16 protein-coding genes are annotated in these 16,876 nt (G+C 60.3%); 9 read left to right on the plus strand and 7 right to left on the minus strand.

The window, feature by feature from the left end; all coding sequences use genetic code 11:
• Positions 1–161: 161 nt before the first annotated feature.
• The gene (gene trhA / locus DFR52_RS22825) at positions 162–797 is read right to left on the minus strand and encodes a PAQR family membrane homeostasis protein TrhA (protein ID WP_110034395.1); all 636 of its coding nucleotides are present in this window, start codon (positions 795–797) and stop codon (positions 162–164) included.
• Between the two features lie 286 nt (positions 798–1,083).
• On the opposite strand from trhA, the gene DFR52_RS22830 reads away from it, so the two are divergent.
• A complete protein-coding gene (locus DFR52_RS22830) occupies positions 1,084–1,959 on the plus strand; it encodes a hypothetical protein (protein WP_110034396.1) in 876 nt (291 codons plus the stop codon).
• 355 nt (positions 1,960–2,314) lie between these two features.
• Here the strand turns inward: DFR52_RS22830 and DFR52_RS22835 are convergent, their stop codons facing one another.
• The 5 genes from DFR52_RS22835 to DFR52_RS22855 are packed head-to-tail and all read right to left on the minus strand — an operon-like array spanning position 2,315 to position 7,957.
• On the minus strand, positions 2,315–3,304 hold the full coding sequence (locus DFR52_RS22835) for a sugar-binding transcriptional regulator (protein ID WP_110034397.1): 990 nt from the start codon (positions 3,302–3,304) through the stop codon (positions 2,315–2,317).
• 37 nt (positions 3,305–3,341) lie between these two features.
• The gene (locus DFR52_RS22840) at positions 3,342–4,622 is read right to left on the minus strand and encodes an acetoin dehydrogenase dihydrolipoyllysine-residue acetyltransferase subunit (RefSeq protein ID WP_110034398.1); all 1,281 of its coding nucleotides are present in this window, start codon (positions 4,620–4,622) and stop codon (positions 3,342–3,344) included.
• Positions 4,622–5,632, minus strand: coding sequence for an alpha-ketoacid dehydrogenase subunit beta (locus DFR52_RS22845; RefSeq protein ID WP_110034399.1), 1,011 nt, complete (start codon positions 5,630–5,632; stop codon positions 4,622–4,624). The genes DFR52_RS22840 and DFR52_RS22845 overlap by 1 nt, the downstream gene beginning before the upstream one ends.
• A complete protein-coding gene (locus DFR52_RS22850) occupies positions 5,629–6,633 on the minus strand; it encodes a thiamine pyrophosphate-dependent dehydrogenase E1 component subunit alpha (RefSeq protein ID WP_110034400.1) in 1,005 nt (334 codons plus the stop codon). The genes DFR52_RS22845 and DFR52_RS22850 overlap by 4 nt, the downstream gene beginning before the upstream one ends.
• Positions 6,626–7,957, minus strand: coding sequence for an NAD(P)H-dependent oxidoreductase (locus tag DFR52_RS22855; RefSeq protein WP_110034429.1), 1,332 nt, complete (start codon positions 7,955–7,957; stop codon positions 6,626–6,628). The genes DFR52_RS22850 and DFR52_RS22855 overlap by 8 nt, the downstream gene beginning before the upstream one ends.
• A gap of 237 nt (positions 7,958–8,194) precedes the next feature.
• Between DFR52_RS22855 and DFR52_RS22860 the strand changes: the two genes are divergently transcribed.
• Genes DFR52_RS22860 through DFR52_RS22890 form a run of 7 tightly spaced genes read left to right on the plus strand, consistent with a single transcriptional unit; the run spans position 8,195 to position 14,904 of the window.
• Positions 8,195–9,748 (plus strand): ABC transporter substrate-binding protein, encoded by a 1,554-nt coding sequence (locus DFR52_RS22860; RefSeq protein ID WP_110034401.1) that lies wholly within the window; start codon positions 8,195–8,197, stop codon positions 9,746–9,748.
• Between the two features lie 32 nt (positions 9,749–9,780).
• Positions 9,781–10,725 (plus strand): carbohydrate ABC transporter permease, encoded by a 945-nt coding sequence (locus tag DFR52_RS22865; RefSeq protein WP_245415457.1) that lies wholly within the window; start codon positions 9,781–9,783, stop codon positions 10,723–10,725.
• A 3-nt stretch (positions 10,726–10,728) separates the two neighbouring features.
• Positions 10,729–11,574: a carbohydrate ABC transporter permease gene (locus DFR52_RS22870; RefSeq protein WP_110034402.1), complete on the plus strand. Its 846-nt coding sequence runs from the start codon at positions 10,729–10,731 to the stop codon at positions 11,572–11,574.
• A gap of 3 nt (positions 11,575–11,577) precedes the next feature.
• On the plus strand, positions 11,578–12,627 hold the full coding sequence (locus tag DFR52_RS22875) for an ABC transporter ATP-binding protein (protein ID WP_110034403.1): 1,050 nt from the start codon (positions 11,578–11,580) through the stop codon (positions 12,625–12,627).
• 30 nt (positions 12,628–12,657) lie between these two features.
• Entirely contained in the window at positions 12,658–13,632 is a 975-nt protein-coding gene (locus DFR52_RS22880) for a carbohydrate kinase family protein (protein WP_110034404.1), read from the plus strand.
• A gap of 44 nt (positions 13,633–13,676) precedes the next feature.
• Positions 13,677–14,306, plus strand: coding sequence for a hypothetical protein (locus tag DFR52_RS22885; RefSeq protein WP_110034405.1), 630 nt, complete (start codon positions 13,677–13,679; stop codon positions 14,304–14,306).
• 1 nt (position 14,307) lies between these two features.
• Entirely contained in the window at positions 14,308–14,904 is a 597-nt protein-coding gene (locus DFR52_RS22890; protein ID WP_110034406.1) for a hypothetical protein, read from the plus strand.
• A 222-nt stretch (positions 14,905–15,126) separates the two neighbouring features.
• Here the strand turns inward: DFR52_RS22890 and DFR52_RS22895 are convergent, their stop codons facing one another.
• Positions 15,127–16,260 carry a ubiquitin-like protein gene (locus DFR52_RS22895; protein ID WP_146215656.1) on the minus strand — a complete coding sequence of 378 codons (1,134 nt, stop codon included), beginning with the start codon at positions 16,258–16,260 and terminating at the stop codon, positions 15,127–15,129.
• Between the two features lie 416 nt (positions 16,261–16,676).
• Between DFR52_RS22895 and DFR52_RS22900 the strand changes: the two genes are divergently transcribed.
• Positions 16,677–16,874: a hypothetical protein gene (locus DFR52_RS22900; protein ID WP_110034408.1), complete on the plus strand. Its 198-nt coding sequence runs from the start codon at positions 16,677–16,679 to the stop codon at positions 16,872–16,874.
• The last annotated feature ends 2 nt before the right edge of the window (positions 16,875–16,876 follow it).

Raw genomic sequence — 16,876 nt, forward strand, 5'->3', positions numbered from 1 at the left:
GGGGGACCCGTTGCGGAGGTGGGGGACAGTTTACGTCTGGCGCTGTGCCCGCTCGCCTGGTGCGGTGCCGAAAGTAAACTGTCCCGGGCATCCCGAATCCCGTGCGCCAAACACGACGGCGCAGCATCCCCTCCCCGCGCCGCCTCATCCGGCGCGGGCAGCTACAGCGAACCGGCCTCCATCACCTGCAGCGCGATGGCCGCGAAGAAGCAGGCCGAGGCGGCGATGACGAAGCCGTGCCAGATGGCGGTGGAAAACCGCATCCGCTCGGCCGCATGGAAGATCACGCCGACGGTGTAGAGCAGGCCGCCGGCGACGATCAGGCCGGTCGGCAGCTCCGACCAGGACGACCAGATCAGCACGACGCTCATCCAGCCCATGACCAGATACAGGGCGGGGCCGGCGCGGCCCGGCGTGCGCCAGAACGCCACCTTGAGCGTCATGCCGACGAGCGCCAGCGCCCAGACGATGCCGAGCACCACATAGGCAAGCCCGCTGCCGACCATCACCACCAGCGGCGTGTAGGTGCCGGCGATCTTGAGATAGATCGCCGCATGATCGATCCGGCGCAGCACCGGCCGCAGGCCCTCCCAGGGCGCCAGGTGATAGACGGCCGAGGCCGAGAAGGTGGCAATCAGCGTCACCGCATAGATCGCCACCGCGGTGATCTCCCAGGGCGAGTCGAGCCGCGCCGACCACATCAGCATGAGCGCCGCCCCCGACAGGGCGCCGATGACGCCGATCACATGCATGCCGCCATCGGCGACCCGCTCTGATGGCGTGTGGACAGGGTACATTGCGACCTCCCGGTTTGGGTCGTTGTGGCGTCAAGCGGGACAGGCCGCAGTGGTGCAGGGAATATGGGGGCGGATTGCCGGGCCCGCCAGTGACACGCGGTCGCGGGCGGGGAAATGATGGAGGGAGGTGGGTGGCGGGGCTCGGGATGGGCGGTAATGCTGGTGACATTATGAGCAGGGAAAGGTGATGAGCAAATCGTCCGAGCATTCTCAATTCGCTGCCGTGGATTTATCAAATCTTTAGACGGCAAGGATAATTTTTGCGGCGTCTTCAGAGGGTTAGCGTATGCGTGCAGTTCAACAATTCACCTATCCGACTTTCATCGGCGTTTGCTCGATACTCGCAGCATTTGCCGACATTCTGCAAAATCAGGCAATTTTCTACAGTGTACTCGTGATCCTTGTCATGCTGGGGGGCCTCACAGCCCTTCTCTCCTGGAATGTTGTGGCAAGCAAAGTGCCGGAGAAGTGGCTGTCGGAAGACTTGCTTCGGAGTTATGGCGTCGATCCCTCAATCAAGAAGGCTCTTCTTCCGTTTTCCTGTTCCTGCCTGATTCTGGCGGCGGGGATTTATGCGTTTTCGGCAATATCTGCAAAAGCCTCGGAAGACGGTGGGGAAGGCGCGCTGACCAGTGTATTCCCGATCCTTCAGGAGGTTCAGGTAACGATGGGACGCATCGAGCGGGATGTCGCTGAAGTCAAACAGCAGTCCGCTGCAATAAAGCAGGATACAGGGCAACTGGTGGAGACGGTGGTCAAATGGATCAGTATTGACGTCAACCTTGGCAGCTATGAGCGAACCACGACCGCTGGTGAAAAACACCATTTCCAAAGAGGAATTTACGCCAATTTCTCAAACGAAACGGGCCAAATTTTCGAGGACGTATCCTTCCTGGTCACCGATGGCAGCAGGGAACTCATTGCTGAAACCGTGAGAATATTGCCGCAGAACGGCTACAAGCATAATTCCCATGATGACGGCGAACCCTACGACAAAATCAGCGTGTGCTTGACTGCCAAGCGCCGGGGCCGTGATGAATGGGTGCAGGAATACCGCGTTTACAAAGCCAAACAGGCGCGGCTGACCGACGAACCGCAGTTTGAATTGATTGATGCTACCGGACAGAGGGTGCTGGAGCAGAAGCCGAGTTGCTCCATTTGATGTCGCAACGCGTGTTGCTGCAGAGGACAGCTCGTGGGCAGAAAGAGCGCAGATCGCAGGGACCAGCCGGCACCGGCACCGAACATTTTCAAGTCCTGTCGTTGTGAACGAGAGACAACTGCGAGGCAGACCAGGACTGTCAGTTGTTTGTTTGTGGCCGGTCTGTTGAGCATCACGCCGCCGTGGTTCGGATGAAGCGCTCGCCGAAGATAACGTCGGGCTGGGCTTGAGCCATTGATCACTCGCGTGGCGGCATTTCCACTCTTTCTCTCCCCGTTTCAAGATCAGGTTTGTGGCGGCATCGCCGACATCCGGGCGTGTGCCGACAAGGCCTCGGCTCCGCGGCCGCAAGCTCTCAATGATCACCCGCCAGCAGGCGCCTGGCTGTGGCCTCATCGGTGACGAGAGTGTTTGGCTTCACCGATTTCAAGGTTGCCTGGATGATGTGCGTTTTCTCTATACCGCCGGAAATCAACACCTTGTTCGAAAGGCGCGACAGGCGATCGACGGAAACGGAGATGCAGCGCTCATTGACCGGGTGGGGAACCGGCTGTCCGTCCTTGTCAAGAAAGTTGTACAGGACATCCCCCACCGCCCCTGCCTCGATGAGAGACATGCGTTCGGCTTCCGAAACATGGCCGGTTCGGTAGGATGTTGTCAAAGTCGAGATTCCGCCGCAGGACAATAGAACGACATCGCAGGTTTCGGCCATGCCCATGATGTGGTCGAGGCCACAATGTTCAAGCAGAGCATGCTTGGTCTGGGGGGAATCGACGATCGCCGGCGCGGGGATCAGAAAGCCCTCTGCGTCAAACAGCTCAGCAAACTGCCAGGCGAATTCTGCCGGATTGAAGCGGCGTGCCTGAGCGATCCCGCCAAGCAGCGACACCACCTTGGCGCCCTCGAGGCTGCGGCCCTCGACATAGGGGAGCATGGTGTGGAGCGTTCGCCCCCATCCGACGCCAATGGTTACGTTGTTGCGCATCAGACTCGAAATATATTCGCCTGCAGCCGCAGCGATGACCCGTGTCGGATCGCCGTCGTCATCAGGGAATGGCGCAACAATTGCCTTGGCCAGTCCAAACGCTTCCTCGAGCTGGATCTGGGCTTCGACCAAGGGTCCGAGTTTCGATTTGATCCTGATCACGACTTCGCCGCGTTTGCGGGCTTCTGACAGCAGCCGAGTGACCATGATGCGGTTGACCCCGAGCCGATCCGCCACGTCCGACTGGGTCAGGCCCTCAATATAGTAGAGCCACGCAGCCCGGACCCGCAATTGGCCTTGCGGATCGGTCACCGGTTTGCCGCGGCCGGCTGCTGCATTTGTCGGTGAGACTGATGACATGAAAAATTCCCGCACTGATAATCGTATTTCTCAGCCATCATAGATGGGCGCGCAGGAGTTTTCCAACCTCGTCGGGAATTTCGAATTGCGGAATGTGCCCGACATTGTCGAACAGGTGCAGGCTGACCCGGCCCGGAGCCCTCAGCGCGTGCTGCCAGGGAATGATCCGGTCTTGCTTGCCCCAGACGATTCGCGTCGGCACCTCGATCCGGTCCAATGCGGATTTCAGGTCAAAAGCCTGCACGCCATCGGGAAAGACCGCATCCGCGAGAGCGCTTTGAGCACTGCGCAAGCCGGCATCGGCACGCGCGGACATTGCCGCGCGGACATATCCGTCCGAGATCAACCGCTCATTACAAACCATCAGCTTCAGCCAGGGCCCCAGGCTTTCGGGGCGCGTGGCGTTGCCGAGTCCGGCAAGCGCCGCACCATTGATATCGGGGCCAAGGCCGGCGGGAGCCAGAAGTGTCAGGGAGGACACAGTTTTGGGCCGGGTGTCGGCGATGGCGAGGGCAACGGCGGCGCCAAGACTATGGCCAATCAGGTGCGCCGAGCCGAGATCGAGCTTGTCGAAGGCGCGCCGCACTTCACACACGAGATCGGCAAACCCGGATATGCGAAGCTTGGGAGACTTTCCGTGGGCCGGCAGTTCGATGCGTATGATGGGATGGTCGCCAAGGTGGCGTTCCAGAGGCCCCCAGGATTTTGCATCACTGGCAAAGCCATGAAGCAGGATGATCGGCGTTCCGGCCCCACCTATGCTCCGGGAGACTGCCAAGGGCCCGTTCTCTGCGGTGAAGCCCGCCGGTGCCGCACCCTTCGAAGGCGGAGGCTGGTGCAGCTCGCCACGCACATCCTCGGCCTGAACCCGGCCGCGAGGTCCACTGCCCGCAATTTCACCGATGTCGAGCCCGGCCTTGGCGGCCAGATGGCGGGCCAATGGCGTGGCGCGGGTTTTCGCGTGCGGCTCCGGCGCAGGAACTGTCTCTGCTGCCCGCTCGGATGCAGGTCCCGGCCCCGCTTCGGCTGCCGTGCCGGCGGCCGACCGTGCCGCAGCTTCGGGCGGGGCGCCGACATCCTCGCCCTCGGCATAGATCCAGGCCACCGGCTGACCGATTGGTACATCGGTGCCTTCGGCAACCCGATGATGCAGATATCCGCTCGCGGCGGCTTCGACCTCCATGGCAGCCTTGTCCGTCTCGATATCGAAGAGCGGATCACCCTGGCCAACCCTGTCGCCCGCCGCGACATGCCAAACGGTGATCTTGCCGCTGGCCATATCCATGTCGACTTTGGGCATGATGACTTCAACAGGCATCAGACACGGCCTTTTGCGATGTTGCGAGCGGCTTCCAGAATGTCAGGCACCTGCGGCACCACAGCCTTCTCCAGCTCGGGATTGTAGGGAATTGGGCTTTCCGCCCCGCCCAGACGAAGGATGGGCGCCTCGAGGAAATCGAAGGCGTCGCTCTCGGCAACCATGGCCGATATTTCTGCGCCCACACCCAAAGTCTTGACGCCCTCATAGACGCAGATCAATTTTCCGGTTTTGCGCACGGACGCCAGAATTGTCTCGCGGTCCATCGGCCGCACGGTGCGAAGATCGATCACTTCGACATCAATGCCCTCGCCGGCGAGCGTTTCCGCCGCGGCCAATGCCTTGTGCACCATCAAGGACGTGGCAACGATGGAGACATCGGTGCCAGGCCGGCGGATCGCGGCCTTGCCGATCGGCGTTGTATAGTAACCCTCGGGAACATGGCCCTTCATCTTGTAGAGGATCTTGTGCTCGAAGATCATCACCGGATCGGGGTCCTCCAGGGCCGCCAGCAGCATGCCCTTGGCATCTTCCGGCGTCGACGGCTGAATGACCTTGAGGCCGGGAACATGACCAAACCACGCCTCAAGGCTTTGCGAATGCTGCGCAGCGGCCCCGGTTCCCGATCCGGCAGGAAACCGCATCACCAGCGGAACCGAAACGGCGCCGCCAAGCATGTAGCGGATCTTGGCCGCCTGATTGACGATCTGCTCCATCGCCAGGGCGGCGAAATCCGAGAACTGAAATTCGAAGATCGGCCTCAGCCCAGTCAGGGCAGCCCCGACGGCCACGCCGGCGCCGCCAAGCTCGGAGATCGGCGTGTCCATTACCCGGTCCGTGCCGTATTTCTCGACCAGATTGCCGGTCACCTGGAAGGCACCGCCATATACCCCGATGTCTTCGCCCATCAGAATTACGCGCTCGTCGCGCCCAAGAGCGATGTCCATCGCCTCGCGGATAGCCTCCGCGTAGGAGAGTTCCCGCAGTTCCTCTCTGCTGTCAGCGCTCATGCCGCGGTCCCTTCGTTGTAGACGAAACGGATGGCATCCTCGATTTCCGGCGCCGGACTTGCTGCCGCGAACTCGATCGCGTCCTTGATCACTTGCGTGGTTTCGGCCTGCAGCGTCTCGACCTCGGCTTCCGAGATGACCTTGTGGGAGAGAAGCAATTCGGTCATTTGCAGGATCGGATCGCGTTCCATCCAGTCGCTGATTTCCTCCTTGGTGCGGTAGCGATTGCGGTCGGACTTGGAATGTCCCCGCCACCGATAGGTCAGGTTTTCGACAAGACTCGGACCGTTGCCGGCCCGTGCATGAGTCACGGCGGTGTCGACGGCTTCACTCACGGCAGAGAAGTCATTGCCGTCGACCGTCACGCCCGGCATGGAATAGGCAGCCGCTCGCTCGGCTATGTTCTTGACCGCCGTCGATCTTTCCGTGGAGGTCGACATGCCGTATTTGTTGTTCTCGCAGACAAAGACCACCGGAAGCTTCCAGACCGCAGCCATGTTCAACGCTTCATGGAAAGCCCCCTCATTGTTGGCGCCGTCGCCAAAGAAACAGATCGTCACTGCTCCCGTCCCCAGGCGTTTGGCCGACAGAGCTGCGCCCACGGCGATCGGAAGACCCCCGCCGACAATGCCGTTGGCGCCGAGATTGCCCTTCGCCACGTCGGCGATGTGCATCGAGCCGCCCCGCCCCCGGCAATAGCCGGTATCCTTGCCAAAGAACTCGGCGAACATCTTTCCAAGATCGGCATTCTTGGCAATGCAGTGGCCATGGCCGCGGTGGGTCGAGGTGATCTTGTCCTCATCGCTCAGCGACATGCACGATCCGACCGCGGAGGCTTCCTGCCCGATCGACAGATGCATGGTTCCGTGGATCAGACCGCGGGTATAGCAGTCTTCCGCGCCCTCCTCGAATTTGCGGATCAGGATCATCTTGCGCAACGCGGCTTTCAGGGCCTCCGGGCTGTAGGCACGGATGGCATAGGGGATGTTGACTTCAGACATTGGCCGCGACTTTTCCATAGAGCATCTCATCCTGGCGGCGGCGGAGCTCGACAATCTTTGCGTTTGGCAGGGTTACGTTAAGAGCCGTGATCAATTCACCCTTGCGGATCGGCGCAATCACCGTTGCGCCGGTCAGAAGTCCGGCCGGGTGCGCGAGCGCCGCCCGCGCGCGGGAAACTTCCATCGCCCATGCGCGATAGGTGTATTCGCCGATCTGATCGAGCCTTTCGCCCGGCTTGAGATCGCGCTTGGCCACTGCCGCCACCTCGGCGACAGGCCTGTCGAGTGGAACCATGTCGGCCTTGCCGTAAAGCACGGCGCGGGCGCAGGTCAGCGGCACTTCCAGCGAGGTCAGATGATAGGGACGTATGAATTCGAAATAGGGCCCATCGCCCATCTTCAGGTCGGTCAGGCGCTCGCGGATGCGCGGGTGCTCCGCTTCGATAATGACGAACACACCGGGAGAAACGCCTTTGCCGATCGAATAGTCGACCCGGCCGACCCCTTTCAGCAGCCCGCCGTCCTTTTCAGGGATCAGCATCTTGGCCAGATCTTTCGGACCCGCGGCAGGGCCATGCATGCCATCGCAATCCGGTATCAGGCCGGTGGCGTTGGCGATGGCGGACATTTCCACCATGGTCTTCGAACCGTCGACGAACTCGACCAGCAGGCGCGGATTCATATGGCGCTGCAGGGCTTCGGCCTCATAGGCATCAGGGGTCGCATCGATGTTGAGCGGGTTGTTCTTGCCCTTCCCGGCGCAGATGATCTTGTGACCCATGGCCGAAACGAATTCGATCAACTCCATGCAGGACGACGGCTCGTCGCCGGCACCCAGGCTGTAAACCACTCCCAGCCGCTCTGCCTCGCGCCGTAGATAGGATCCGATGGTGACATCGGCCTCAACATTCATCATCACCAGATGCTTGCCGTGCTCCATGGCGCGCAAGCCGATTTCGGCGCCAACCGCCGGTACGCCGGTCGCGTCGATGACGACGTCGATCAGGCCCGACTGCAAGATTGCCTCGGCGTTGTCGGCGATCGCGATCTTGCCGCTCTCGATTGCCGCATTCAGAGCGTCGGCCGTGTTTGCGTCCTGGCTGTACCCTTCCGCTCGTCGTGCAATCGCCACCGCCCGGTGCGCCGCCGCGGGATTGATCTCAGCAATTGCCGCAACGTCGACCCCGTCCATCATGGATGCACGCGTGACGATATCGGTTCCCATTTCGCCTGAACCAATCAGGCCAATTCGCACAGGCTTGCCGCTGCTTGCCCGCACCGCGAGATCCCTGGCCAGTCCCGTCAGTGCTATGTTTGACCCCATTTCATTCACCTTCCGCTGTGCAATTGCTGCGCGGAGCATCGTGAACTTTCGTTCAAGTGTCAACTCAATTGTACATATTGATCGGCGCTTTTTGGTTGACTTGCCGAAAAAAATGAACAAACTTAAATTTATGAACTCAAATGTTCTGGCATTGCCAAAAGACCGCAACTGCCTAATACGTAATCCCGGGGAGATTGCGATCCGGGCACTCAAGCGAAAACTAGGGAGGAGAACCTAATGGAATTCAGAGGCAAGCTCTCACGACGCACTTTTCTGCGAAACAGCACAGCGACTGGAATTGCGATCGCCGGCACCACGTGGGGCACTCCACTGCTCGCGGCGTCCAATCTTCCAGATCCGCAAAGCGTGCTCGACGATATTTCCATCTCGAAATACGTGCGCAAGGACTATCAGAAACTCTACGGAATGTCTGACGACAAGCCGATCTGGGACAACAGCAAGGACTGGATCCGGACCGTAGACTGGGAAGCCGTCCGCAGCGAGCTTTCGGGCACCACCGTTCGCTTCGCAGTTGGCGCCGCCGACGCGGAATCCGCGGCTGAGGGCCTTGTGCCGTTCGAGAAACTTTCCGGCATCAAGGTCGAGCTGGTTCCGATCCCGGATGACAGCTTCTACGACAAGGCGCTGGCCGAATTCATCTCCGGCAACGCGTCCTTCGACGCGCTGCAGTTCTTCTCTCCCTGGCTCGGAGATTTTGCCGCGCCCGGCTTCCTCCACGAACTGGATGGTTTCGCCGACAAGTGGAAGTTGCCGCTCGACGATTTCTATGACACCTACCGGATGAATTACGGCTTCTTCAACGGCAAGATGTACGGCATCCCGTTCGACTGCGACGTTCAGATGGTTCATGTCCGCAAGGGCTACATGGAGAAGCTCCTGGGCGGCGAAGTCGACCGCGTGAATTCGATCCCCACCTACGACGAACTCATCCGTGTTTCGCGCGAGCTCAACAAGGTTGAGCCGGGCGTCTCCGGCATCGGTCTGATGGCGGCACCTGGCTTCTGGTCGACCTACACCTGGGAGCATGTATCGGCCCAGGCCGGCATGATGCTGTTCAACGAAAACTGGGAGCCGATCTTCAACGGCGATGCCGGCATGAAGGGCCTCGAGATCATTCTCGAACTCTCCAAGAACGCCAATGAAGGCTTTGCGGGCGCAGGATGGCCGGAGAACCGTGCCGCCTGGCTGGGTGGTCAGGTCGCCACCAACATCAGTTGGCAGGATTCGGGCACACAGGCCATGCGTCCGGACCAGTCGCAGATCGTCGACGACTTCGTCACCATCTACGAGCCCCGCATCGCCGGTGGCCGCTTCGCGCCGCCGAACATCGCAGGATCCACCTCCTGTGTCGCTGCATCAGCCCAGAACGCGGAAGGAGCATTTCTCATGCTCGCCTTCCTCACCACGGGCTCGATCATGGCCATGAACGAAGCCAATGCCAACGGCGTCGCGCCGGGATACAAGTCGGTGCTGCAGAACCCGAACCTGCAAGCCGTTTCCCAGCCAGCCAAAGTCTGGGCCGATTCGCTTGAGCACGCATGGTGTTCGCCGCGTTTGCCGGGAGCTTTTCCGATCGAGCAGGCCATCGGCAACGAAATCAACCGGGCCGTCGTCGGCCAGATCACGGCCAAGGAAGCCCTCGACAACGCCGCAACGGCCGTCAAGGCGATCATGGCGAGCAACGGCTTCTATCAGGGCAAGGATCCGGTCGACTACGCCGAAGCCGCACCCGGGCTCTATGTCGGCGAGGGCAAAGCCCTTCCGTTCTGACCGGACCAACAACAGACAGACAGGATCTCACTGTGAGCAAATCCTCCCTGTCGGACACCGGGGCGACCATGGTCGCCCCGGGAGCGCCGACGCATCAGAGAGCAAGGCGGCGAAGCAAGCGCCTCAAGGCGTGGTTCCCCTATCTGCTGGTGGCGCCCGCGGTCCTTTACCTCATGCTGATCACGCTCTATCCCGGCGTATATGCTGTCATACAGAGCTTCCATCAGGTGAAGTTCGGACCATGGCAGCCTGTCGGTCTGGCCAACTACGCACGCCTGTTCCAGGATCACCAATTCTGGGGAGCAATCTGGAACACCCTGGTGATCGGCTCGTTTTCACTGGTCCTCCAATGCGTTCTGGCTCTTGCGGTTGCGTTCTATGCCTATCGCGACCCCTGGGTCAAAGGATGGCGGATCATCTTCCTGGTTCCGATGCTGTTCATGCCATCGGCAGTGGCATTCATCTACAAATTGTCGTTTCTCGACGCCCGCGTCTTTGCCGATCTTCTGATGAGGGTCGGCCTGATTGACGGCAACATTGCCTATCAGTCGTCAATCTGGATGAGCCGCGGGATCCTGATTCTGGCCGATGTCTGGCAATGGACGCCGTTCCTCTTCATCATCTTCGTCGCCGCCCTGCAGGGTCAGGACGAAGAGGTCGAGGAAGCTGCACGGCTCGACGGCGCATCCTGGTATGCCATTTTCTGGAACATATCACTGCCGATGATGAAGCCGGTGATTGCGGTTGCTCTCATCCTGCGCGCCATCGACATCACCACCATGTTCACCAATGTCTTCATCATCACCAAGGGCGGACCAGCCTTCGGCACGGAAACCATCAGCTATTTCATCTACCGAACCGGCTTCAAGTTCTTTGATTTCGGCTATGCCTCTTCCGCCTCGGTGGTCATGCTGGTGATCACCGTCATTGTTGCGCAGCTTGTCGTGAAGCGCGCCTTTATCTCGGCGAGGAGCTGACCCATGGCCTCCCAACGCAAGAATTCCCGAGGCGAAAGCCTGCTGCTGCGTTATGCGATCCTCGGAGCCTGGGCCTTGTTCTGCCTGGCTCCGGTGCTGTGGTTCCTGTCCATCGGGCTTCGTCCTCGAACGGAAATCATCACACCGCAACCCATCTACTGGCCGAGTTTCTCGCTTGATGCCTGGCATATGATCTGGGAAGACTGGCCGATGGCGAAGTACCTGCGCAACTCGGTCGCGGCTATCTTCGGCTCGGTGATCATCGATCTCGTCCTCGCAATTCCAGCGGCCTATTCGCTGGCTCGCTACACCTACCGGGGCAGAGACGATATCGGCTTCTACATTCTGTCGACGCGCATGATGGCCCCGGCAATCGTCGCAATCCCGATCTTCTTCCTGTTCAGGAATGTCGGCTTGCTGGACACGGTCTGGGCATTGATGCTGGTCTATGCCGCAATCAACCTGTCCTTTGTGACGTGGATCATCCGTTCCTACATGCTCGACATTCCCAAGGAGCTTGAGGACGCCGCACGGACCGACGGCGCCGGCGATCTGCGGATTTTATGGGAAATCATCATTCCGGCGATCCTGCCGGGAATCATTACAGCTTCGGTGATCGCCATGATTTTCGCGATCAACGAGTTTCTCTTCACGCTTCTGATCGCGTCGACGCCCAAGGCCTACACCATGTCGGTAGCGCTGGCGAATTTCACCGGCGGATCGGATGGCTTGATTTACAACGCAATCGCACTTGTTGCCTTCCTCGCCTTTGTGCCGGTTTTCCTGGTGGTTGTCGCCATACAGAAACACCTGTCGCGCGGTCTGACCATGGGCGCAGTGAAAGGATAGAAAATGGCGAGAATTGAACTTACGGGCATTCAGAAAAGGTGGGGCGCGATCTGGGGCGTGAGGGATGTCAACATAGACATCGCGGATGAGGAATTCATCGTCTTCCTCGGACCTTCTGGCTGCGGCAAGACGACGACGATGCGGATGATCGCGGGTCTGGAGGATCCGAGCGAAGGCGAAATCCGCATGGACGGCGAACTCATGAACGGAATCGATGCCCGGGACCGGGATGTGGCGATGGTCTTTCAGGGATATGCGCTCTATCCCAACATGTCGATCTACGAGAATATACGGTTTCCCCTGCGGATGCGGGGAGTCGACAAGGCCGAGCATGACACATTGGTCAGGCGTGCTGCGGATCTGGTCGAACTGAGCGACTATCTCGACCGCAAGCCGGGCGCCCTGTCGGGTGGTCAGCGCCAGCGCGCCGCTCTCGCGCGTGCCATCGTCCGCCAGCCGCAGGTCTTCCTGATGGATGAGCCCTTGTCCAATCTCGACGCAAAGCTCCGTCAGGCCATGCGGGTCCAGATCAAGCACATTCAGCGGCAGTTGCGGATCACCACGGTTTACGTCACGCACGACCAGATCGAAGCCATGACCCTGGCGGACAGGATCGTCATCATGCAGGCAGGCCTGATCCAGCAGATCGGCACGCCCGACGAGATCTACAATGATCCGGCCAACACCTTTGTGGCAGGCTTTATCGGCTCTCCGCCGATGAACCTGGTCGAGGGTGATCTGCAGGACGGCAGGTTCACGGCGCCCGGGATCGACATCGCCGGACTGACATTGCCGCGAAACGGCAAGGTTACGCTCGGAATCCGCCCGGAGGACTGCACCGTGGGCGGCCACAGCACGCAGCTCAAGGGCGACGTCTACGGTGTTGAGCCAACCGGTGACATCACCTATCTGACAATCAAGGCGGGCGAGAAACTGATCGAGGTAAAGGCGGATCGAAGCTACCGCTCGGAACTGGGCGTGCCGGAAACGGTGGCATTTGACCCGGCGCGCATTTACCTCTTCGATTCCGAAACCGGTCAACGCCTTCGCTGACCGGCGCCGCGCTTGCCTTGCGAGGACCAGATGACGTTCGATTACACTGCCGTGGGGTTCTACACCTTTGACGCGCTCTGTCGGCCGGTGAATGACCTGCCCCCCGGCGGCGGTACACTGTTCGTCGACGACTTCGCCCTGGCCGTCTCCGGCGCGGCCGGGTCCGCCTCCATTGTGGCGGCGAAGCATGGTCTGAGTGTGCAGGCGGTCGGTGGCGTTGGCCATGACCTCATGGGTGACTGGGTTCTGCGACGGCTAGACGATTTTGGCGTGGACCGCGTCCTGGTCCAGCGCTGCGAAGGATTCGCGACCTCGTCGAGCATAGTCACGACTCGGCCGGACGGCGCGCGGCCGGCGCTGCACAAGCGTGGAGCGACCGCCGGCTTCTATGTCGACGATGCCCAGATGGACCGCGTTCTCGACACGAAGATCCTGCACATCGGCGGAGTCGGGCTGATGGACGCGATGGATCAGGGCAGGAATGCCGAGATCCTCAGGGAAGCCAGGAGACGCGGCTCCACCACGACGCTGGATGTGTTCGCCTCGACCGCTGCCGATCTGGCCTTGATCAAGCCGCTTCTGCCCCATACCGACTTCTTCATGCCTTCGGAGGAGGAGGCCGCTGCGCTGTCGGGCCTGTCTGATTTCGAGGACATTGCGAGCTTTCTGCTCGATCATGGCGTCGGCGCTGTGATCCTGACGCTCGGCGCCGACGGCGCAATGTATCGGGACGCCAGGGGAAACAGAATCGACATACCATCCTATGACATCGACCCGGTCTGCACCTGCGGCTGCGGCGACTGTTTCAATGCTGGTTTTGCGACGGGGCTTCACCTGGGCAAATCCATCGAGGACTGTATCCGGCTCGGCCAGGCCAGCTCTGCCCAGAATGCGTTGGGGCTGGGATCGCAGGCCGTGCTCAGGGATCTCGAAACCACACTTTCATTCATGGAAAAGACGCGAGTTCGCGCCTATGATGGGTTCTCACGAAAGAAGGGCCCTTGAAGATGTCTGTTCCGCATCCCGACCCACGAGAACTGGAGTTGCCTTTGCGCGACCTCGTCAGGGGCTTGCGCCAGAAGACCTCCCTCCCGCGTGCCATTCTCGCTCCCGCTCTGGCGTTTCTGCCCGGTCCTTTGCGCGATGCATTGAAGGACATGGGTCAGGCAGGCCGATCGAGCTGGCCCGCGTCGTTGAAAGGGCGAGCGCCCGAAAGGACGGTCATACTCAGGTCCGCGGCGGCGCTGCGTGGCGCGGATGCATCCGCGCTGGACATCGCCGCGGCTGCGCATTTTTGTACACGGGTTTTGCTTGACGCCGTCCAGAAGAGCGATCTCCTGGTCAGCGAGACGATGCTCGCGATGTGCTGGCACGATGCGGAGCCTCAACCGTTTCGAGCCGCAGCTCTTTTGCATGCTCTCTTTGATCGGGCGCCGTTTGGCGTGGCTCCGGGGCTTGTGCAGAGCGGCGATGATCTGTCGAGTGACGAACGCCTCCGGATCTGCGTGGCTGTGATGGTCTGGCTTCTCGCCGATCACCAGGAGGACGGGATTTCGGAAGCCGAACTGGTGAAGATCGCCGGCTGGCTCGCTGCCGATTGTCTCGCGGCCTGTCAGTCCCATTGGCGGGATCAGCAAAAGCTCGAATCCGTTCTGCTGGCGACAGCGGAGAGGATCTGAGATGAAGGACGCACTGCATGTCCTGGAAAAGCGCGATCTTCCTGTGCGCAAGACAATTCGCCGGGCACGCTGGTTCGTTGCCGCCTTTCGGGATTTTCTTGGCACGGTCGAAGATGAAACGAAGCGGAGTTTCATCCTCAACGAGGCACACTTGATGTCGGCTTTCACCGCCTGGTTCCGCGCATTTGAAGCGCAGAAATACAAGGCCAAGGAGCACAGGCTGGAATATGTGACCTTTGCCGCCGGACTGATGCTGCGCGAGCTGGTGCGGTACGCTCCGGTGTCGGTCGCTCCGGTTGCCAGTCCCTCCGATCAGACTGTGCCGGCAAAATTCTGGCCAGAGGGCTATTTGTACGTCACCTTCTGCCTCGCGGTCCGGGAGGCCGTCATTGAGCAGGACTTTTCACTGGTCAAGGACACAACCCCTGAGCTCGCCGACCTGCGGACCTGGTGGTCCTTTCGAGAGAACACTCAAGAGGACATCGACATGGCCGTGGGTTTCTTCGAGCGCTTCGCGGGCGAGACGCCCAACTGGTCCATGCCGGGGCTCTTTCTGCCAAAGGACGACGAGACGCGGTTGCCGAACTCACGTCAGTAACAGGTTGAACATGGTGATGCGTACCCGCCGCAAACAACGCGCGCTGCCGGTCTCGACCTGAATTCCACCGGTGTTTCAGATTCGCGACGACCTGTCCGTGAGCAAATCGCTTCAGGCTCGGTGATGATCGATCTGCTGGTCTTCAGGGCGAAGAACCGCGCTAAGCTGTCGATTTCTTGCACATTTCCGCGACACAATGAAAGTCACGTCCTCTGGAAATCTCTAGAAGCGGATGGCATAACTCGCCGAGATCTGACTGATTGTTGTGTCCGCAAGAGCATCGCCACTGGAAATTTCGAGGGAAAACAATCCCTGCCCGAGCGCACCGGCAAGGCCCAAGGCTCCCCGGGCCGTGCCGAAAGACTGCTTGCCTTCCAGGGTGGACCTTTGGCCGGCCCTGCCACCCGCAATTTGCAGATAGGGTTTGAGATCGGTATTGCCTATCCCGGCGTTTGCCGAAGCGCGCATGCTCGCCTCGACGGACCAGTACTGCCTGTCGTCGGCTTCAAAGCTGTTTGAACCTTCGCTGTGCGCGGGGAGGGTTTCGTCATACCCACTGATCCTGACGCCCGGCGCAAACGTGACCATCTCCGTTTCCCATGAACCGGAGAAGCCAACCGAGCCCATCATTCGCTCGCTGTCGAATGACGAGCCCGCGACCTCGTAGTCGGGTCTCGCAACGCCGAAATGGGCATCCAGAACAAAACGGTCGGCCAGTCTGGCGCCCAGGTAGACACCAACCGCAGGGGCCCTGGCGGTGCTGTCTTGCCCGCCTTCGATGAGCTTGGTCCAGTCATAGGCCACGTAGAAACCGGCCACAGCGTTGGCGCTGATGCTGGTATCCGCGCCCAGAGTGACATTGCCGCCGTTTCCGTCATCGTCTCCGGAGAACCGGAGGGCGGAGGAACTTGCCCAGACAACCCAATCGGTCTCGGCATCCGAACTGGAAACCGACGCTGGGTCGGCGACGGGCGTCGCTCCGATTCGCGACACGACTCTCGCCCCGACCGCGCTTGTAACCGACTGCAGTTGCGCCACTGCGCTTGCGTCGGCAATGCCGCTCGAGCTTGCAGCAGGGGCCAGGAGCAAGTGCAGCGTCGACTCCTTCTGGATGTTGTAGTCGGCCAATGTGCGGCCGTCTTCCAGTTGCTCACCGGCAAAGATCAGCAGCTGTTGGTCCGGAGGAATGCCGTCCTTTTCCTGGATTTTGGATTTGACGGACTGAATGCTGTCCGACCCCTCGACATCCAGGGTTATCGTCTTGCCCGTCGGCGTCTTGACGAAAATCTGCATGGCATGGGCCGGCACAACGGAAACCACAGCTATGGCGGCACTCGCCAGGAACGTGCGAATCATCATTTCGAGCCTATTGAGACGACATTCCCCAATCGGCCCGCCGTGTGAGGGCAAGCTCGCCTAACGAGGCATTTAAATCAAGCGCTTTCTGGGTGCGGCAGCTGAGGCCCATTGATTTCGGCGTCGACTGCCGCCCGACCTCGGCATCCCCCGCTTGCTCGCGGACTGCATCATGCGGTGTGAGGAGGCTGAACGATAGGCAATCTTTTCTGGGCAGGCGCGACTCAGTTGCCGACGGTTCGGAGAACCGACGCATCGACGTAATCGAGTTCATCGCATTTGCGCGGGCTATCGGTGCCGATCCAGCAAGACTGCTTGCGTCTGTGTCCGAGGCAACCGAATGATCTAGGATTTTCCCTGACAAGCCCTTTGTGGTCGTCTTATTGGATAGATCGTCCAACTAAAAGGAGACGATCATGTCCGACATCATCACCCTCAAGCAGCTTTGCACCGAACTGAAGATTGACCCGCGCGAGGCCCGCGAACGCCTGCGTGCTGCTGCCCGTGACCCAAAGAAGCACCCCGAACTGGCAAAGCTGCACAAGCCCCGCGCACCGTGGAGCTGGGTTAAGGGTTCGGCTGGGGAAAAGGAGGTCCGCTCTATTTTTAGTTGAAA

This window comes from Hoeflea marina (genome assembly GCF_003182275.1).
Classification (GTDB): domain Bacteria; phylum Pseudomonadota; class Alphaproteobacteria; order Rhizobiales; family Rhizobiaceae; genus Hoeflea; species Hoeflea marina.

What these genes read in the sequence shown, in the direction of transcription:
- DFR52_RS22830 (WP_110034396.1), top strand. Translation starts at nt 1,084, where the DNA reads ATGCGTGCAGTTCAACAATTCACCTATCCGACTTTCATCGGCGTTTGC.
- DFR52_RS22860 (WP_110034401.1), top strand. Translation starts at nt 8,195, where the DNA reads ATGGAATTCAGAGGCAAGCTCTCACGACGCACTTTTCTGCGAAACAGC.
- DFR52_RS22870 (WP_110034402.1), top strand. Translation starts at nt 10,729, where the DNA reads ATGGCCTCCCAACGCAAGAATTCCCGAGGCGAAAGCCTGCTGCTGCGT.
- DFR52_RS22840 (WP_110034398.1), bottom strand. Translation starts at nt 4,622, where the DNA reads ATGCCTGTTGAAGTCATCATGCCCAAAGTCGACATGGATATGGCCAGC.
- DFR52_RS22855 (WP_110034429.1), bottom strand. Translation starts at nt 7,957, where the DNA reads ATGGGGTCAAACATAGCACTGACGGGACTGGCCAGGGATCTCGCGGTG.
- DFR52_RS22835 (WP_110034397.1), bottom strand. Translation starts at nt 3,304, where the DNA reads ATGTCATCAGTCTCACCGACAAATGCAGCAGCCGGCCGCGGCAAACCG.
- DFR52_RS22900 (WP_110034408.1), top strand. Translation starts at nt 16,677, where the DNA reads ATGTCCGACATCATCACCCTCAAGCAGCTTTGCACCGAACTGAAGATT.
- DFR52_RS22890 (WP_110034406.1), top strand. Translation starts at nt 14,308, where the DNA reads ATGAAGGACGCACTGCATGTCCTGGAAAAGCGCGATCTTCCTGTGCGC.
- DFR52_RS22845 (WP_110034399.1), bottom strand. Translation starts at nt 5,632, where the DNA reads ATGAGCGCTGACAGCAGAGAGGAACTGCGGGAACTCTCCTACGCGGAG.
- DFR52_RS22850 (WP_110034400.1), bottom strand. Translation starts at nt 6,633, where the DNA reads ATGTCTGAAGTCAACATCCCCTATGCCATCCGTGCCTACAGCCCGGAG.
- DFR52_RS22895 (WP_146215656.1), bottom strand. Translation starts at nt 16,260, where the DNA reads ATGATTCGCACGTTCCTGGCGAGTGCCGCCATAGCTGTGGTTTCCGTT.
- trhA (WP_110034395.1), bottom strand. Translation starts at nt 797, where the DNA reads ATGTACCCTGTCCACACGCCATCAGAGCGGGTCGCCGATGGCGGCATG.
- DFR52_RS22875 (WP_110034403.1), top strand. Translation starts at nt 11,578, where the DNA reads ATGGCGAGAATTGAACTTACGGGCATTCAGAAAAGGTGGGGCGCGATC.
- DFR52_RS22880 (WP_110034404.1), top strand. Translation starts at nt 12,658, where the DNA reads ATGACGTTCGATTACACTGCCGTGGGGTTCTACACCTTTGACGCGCTC.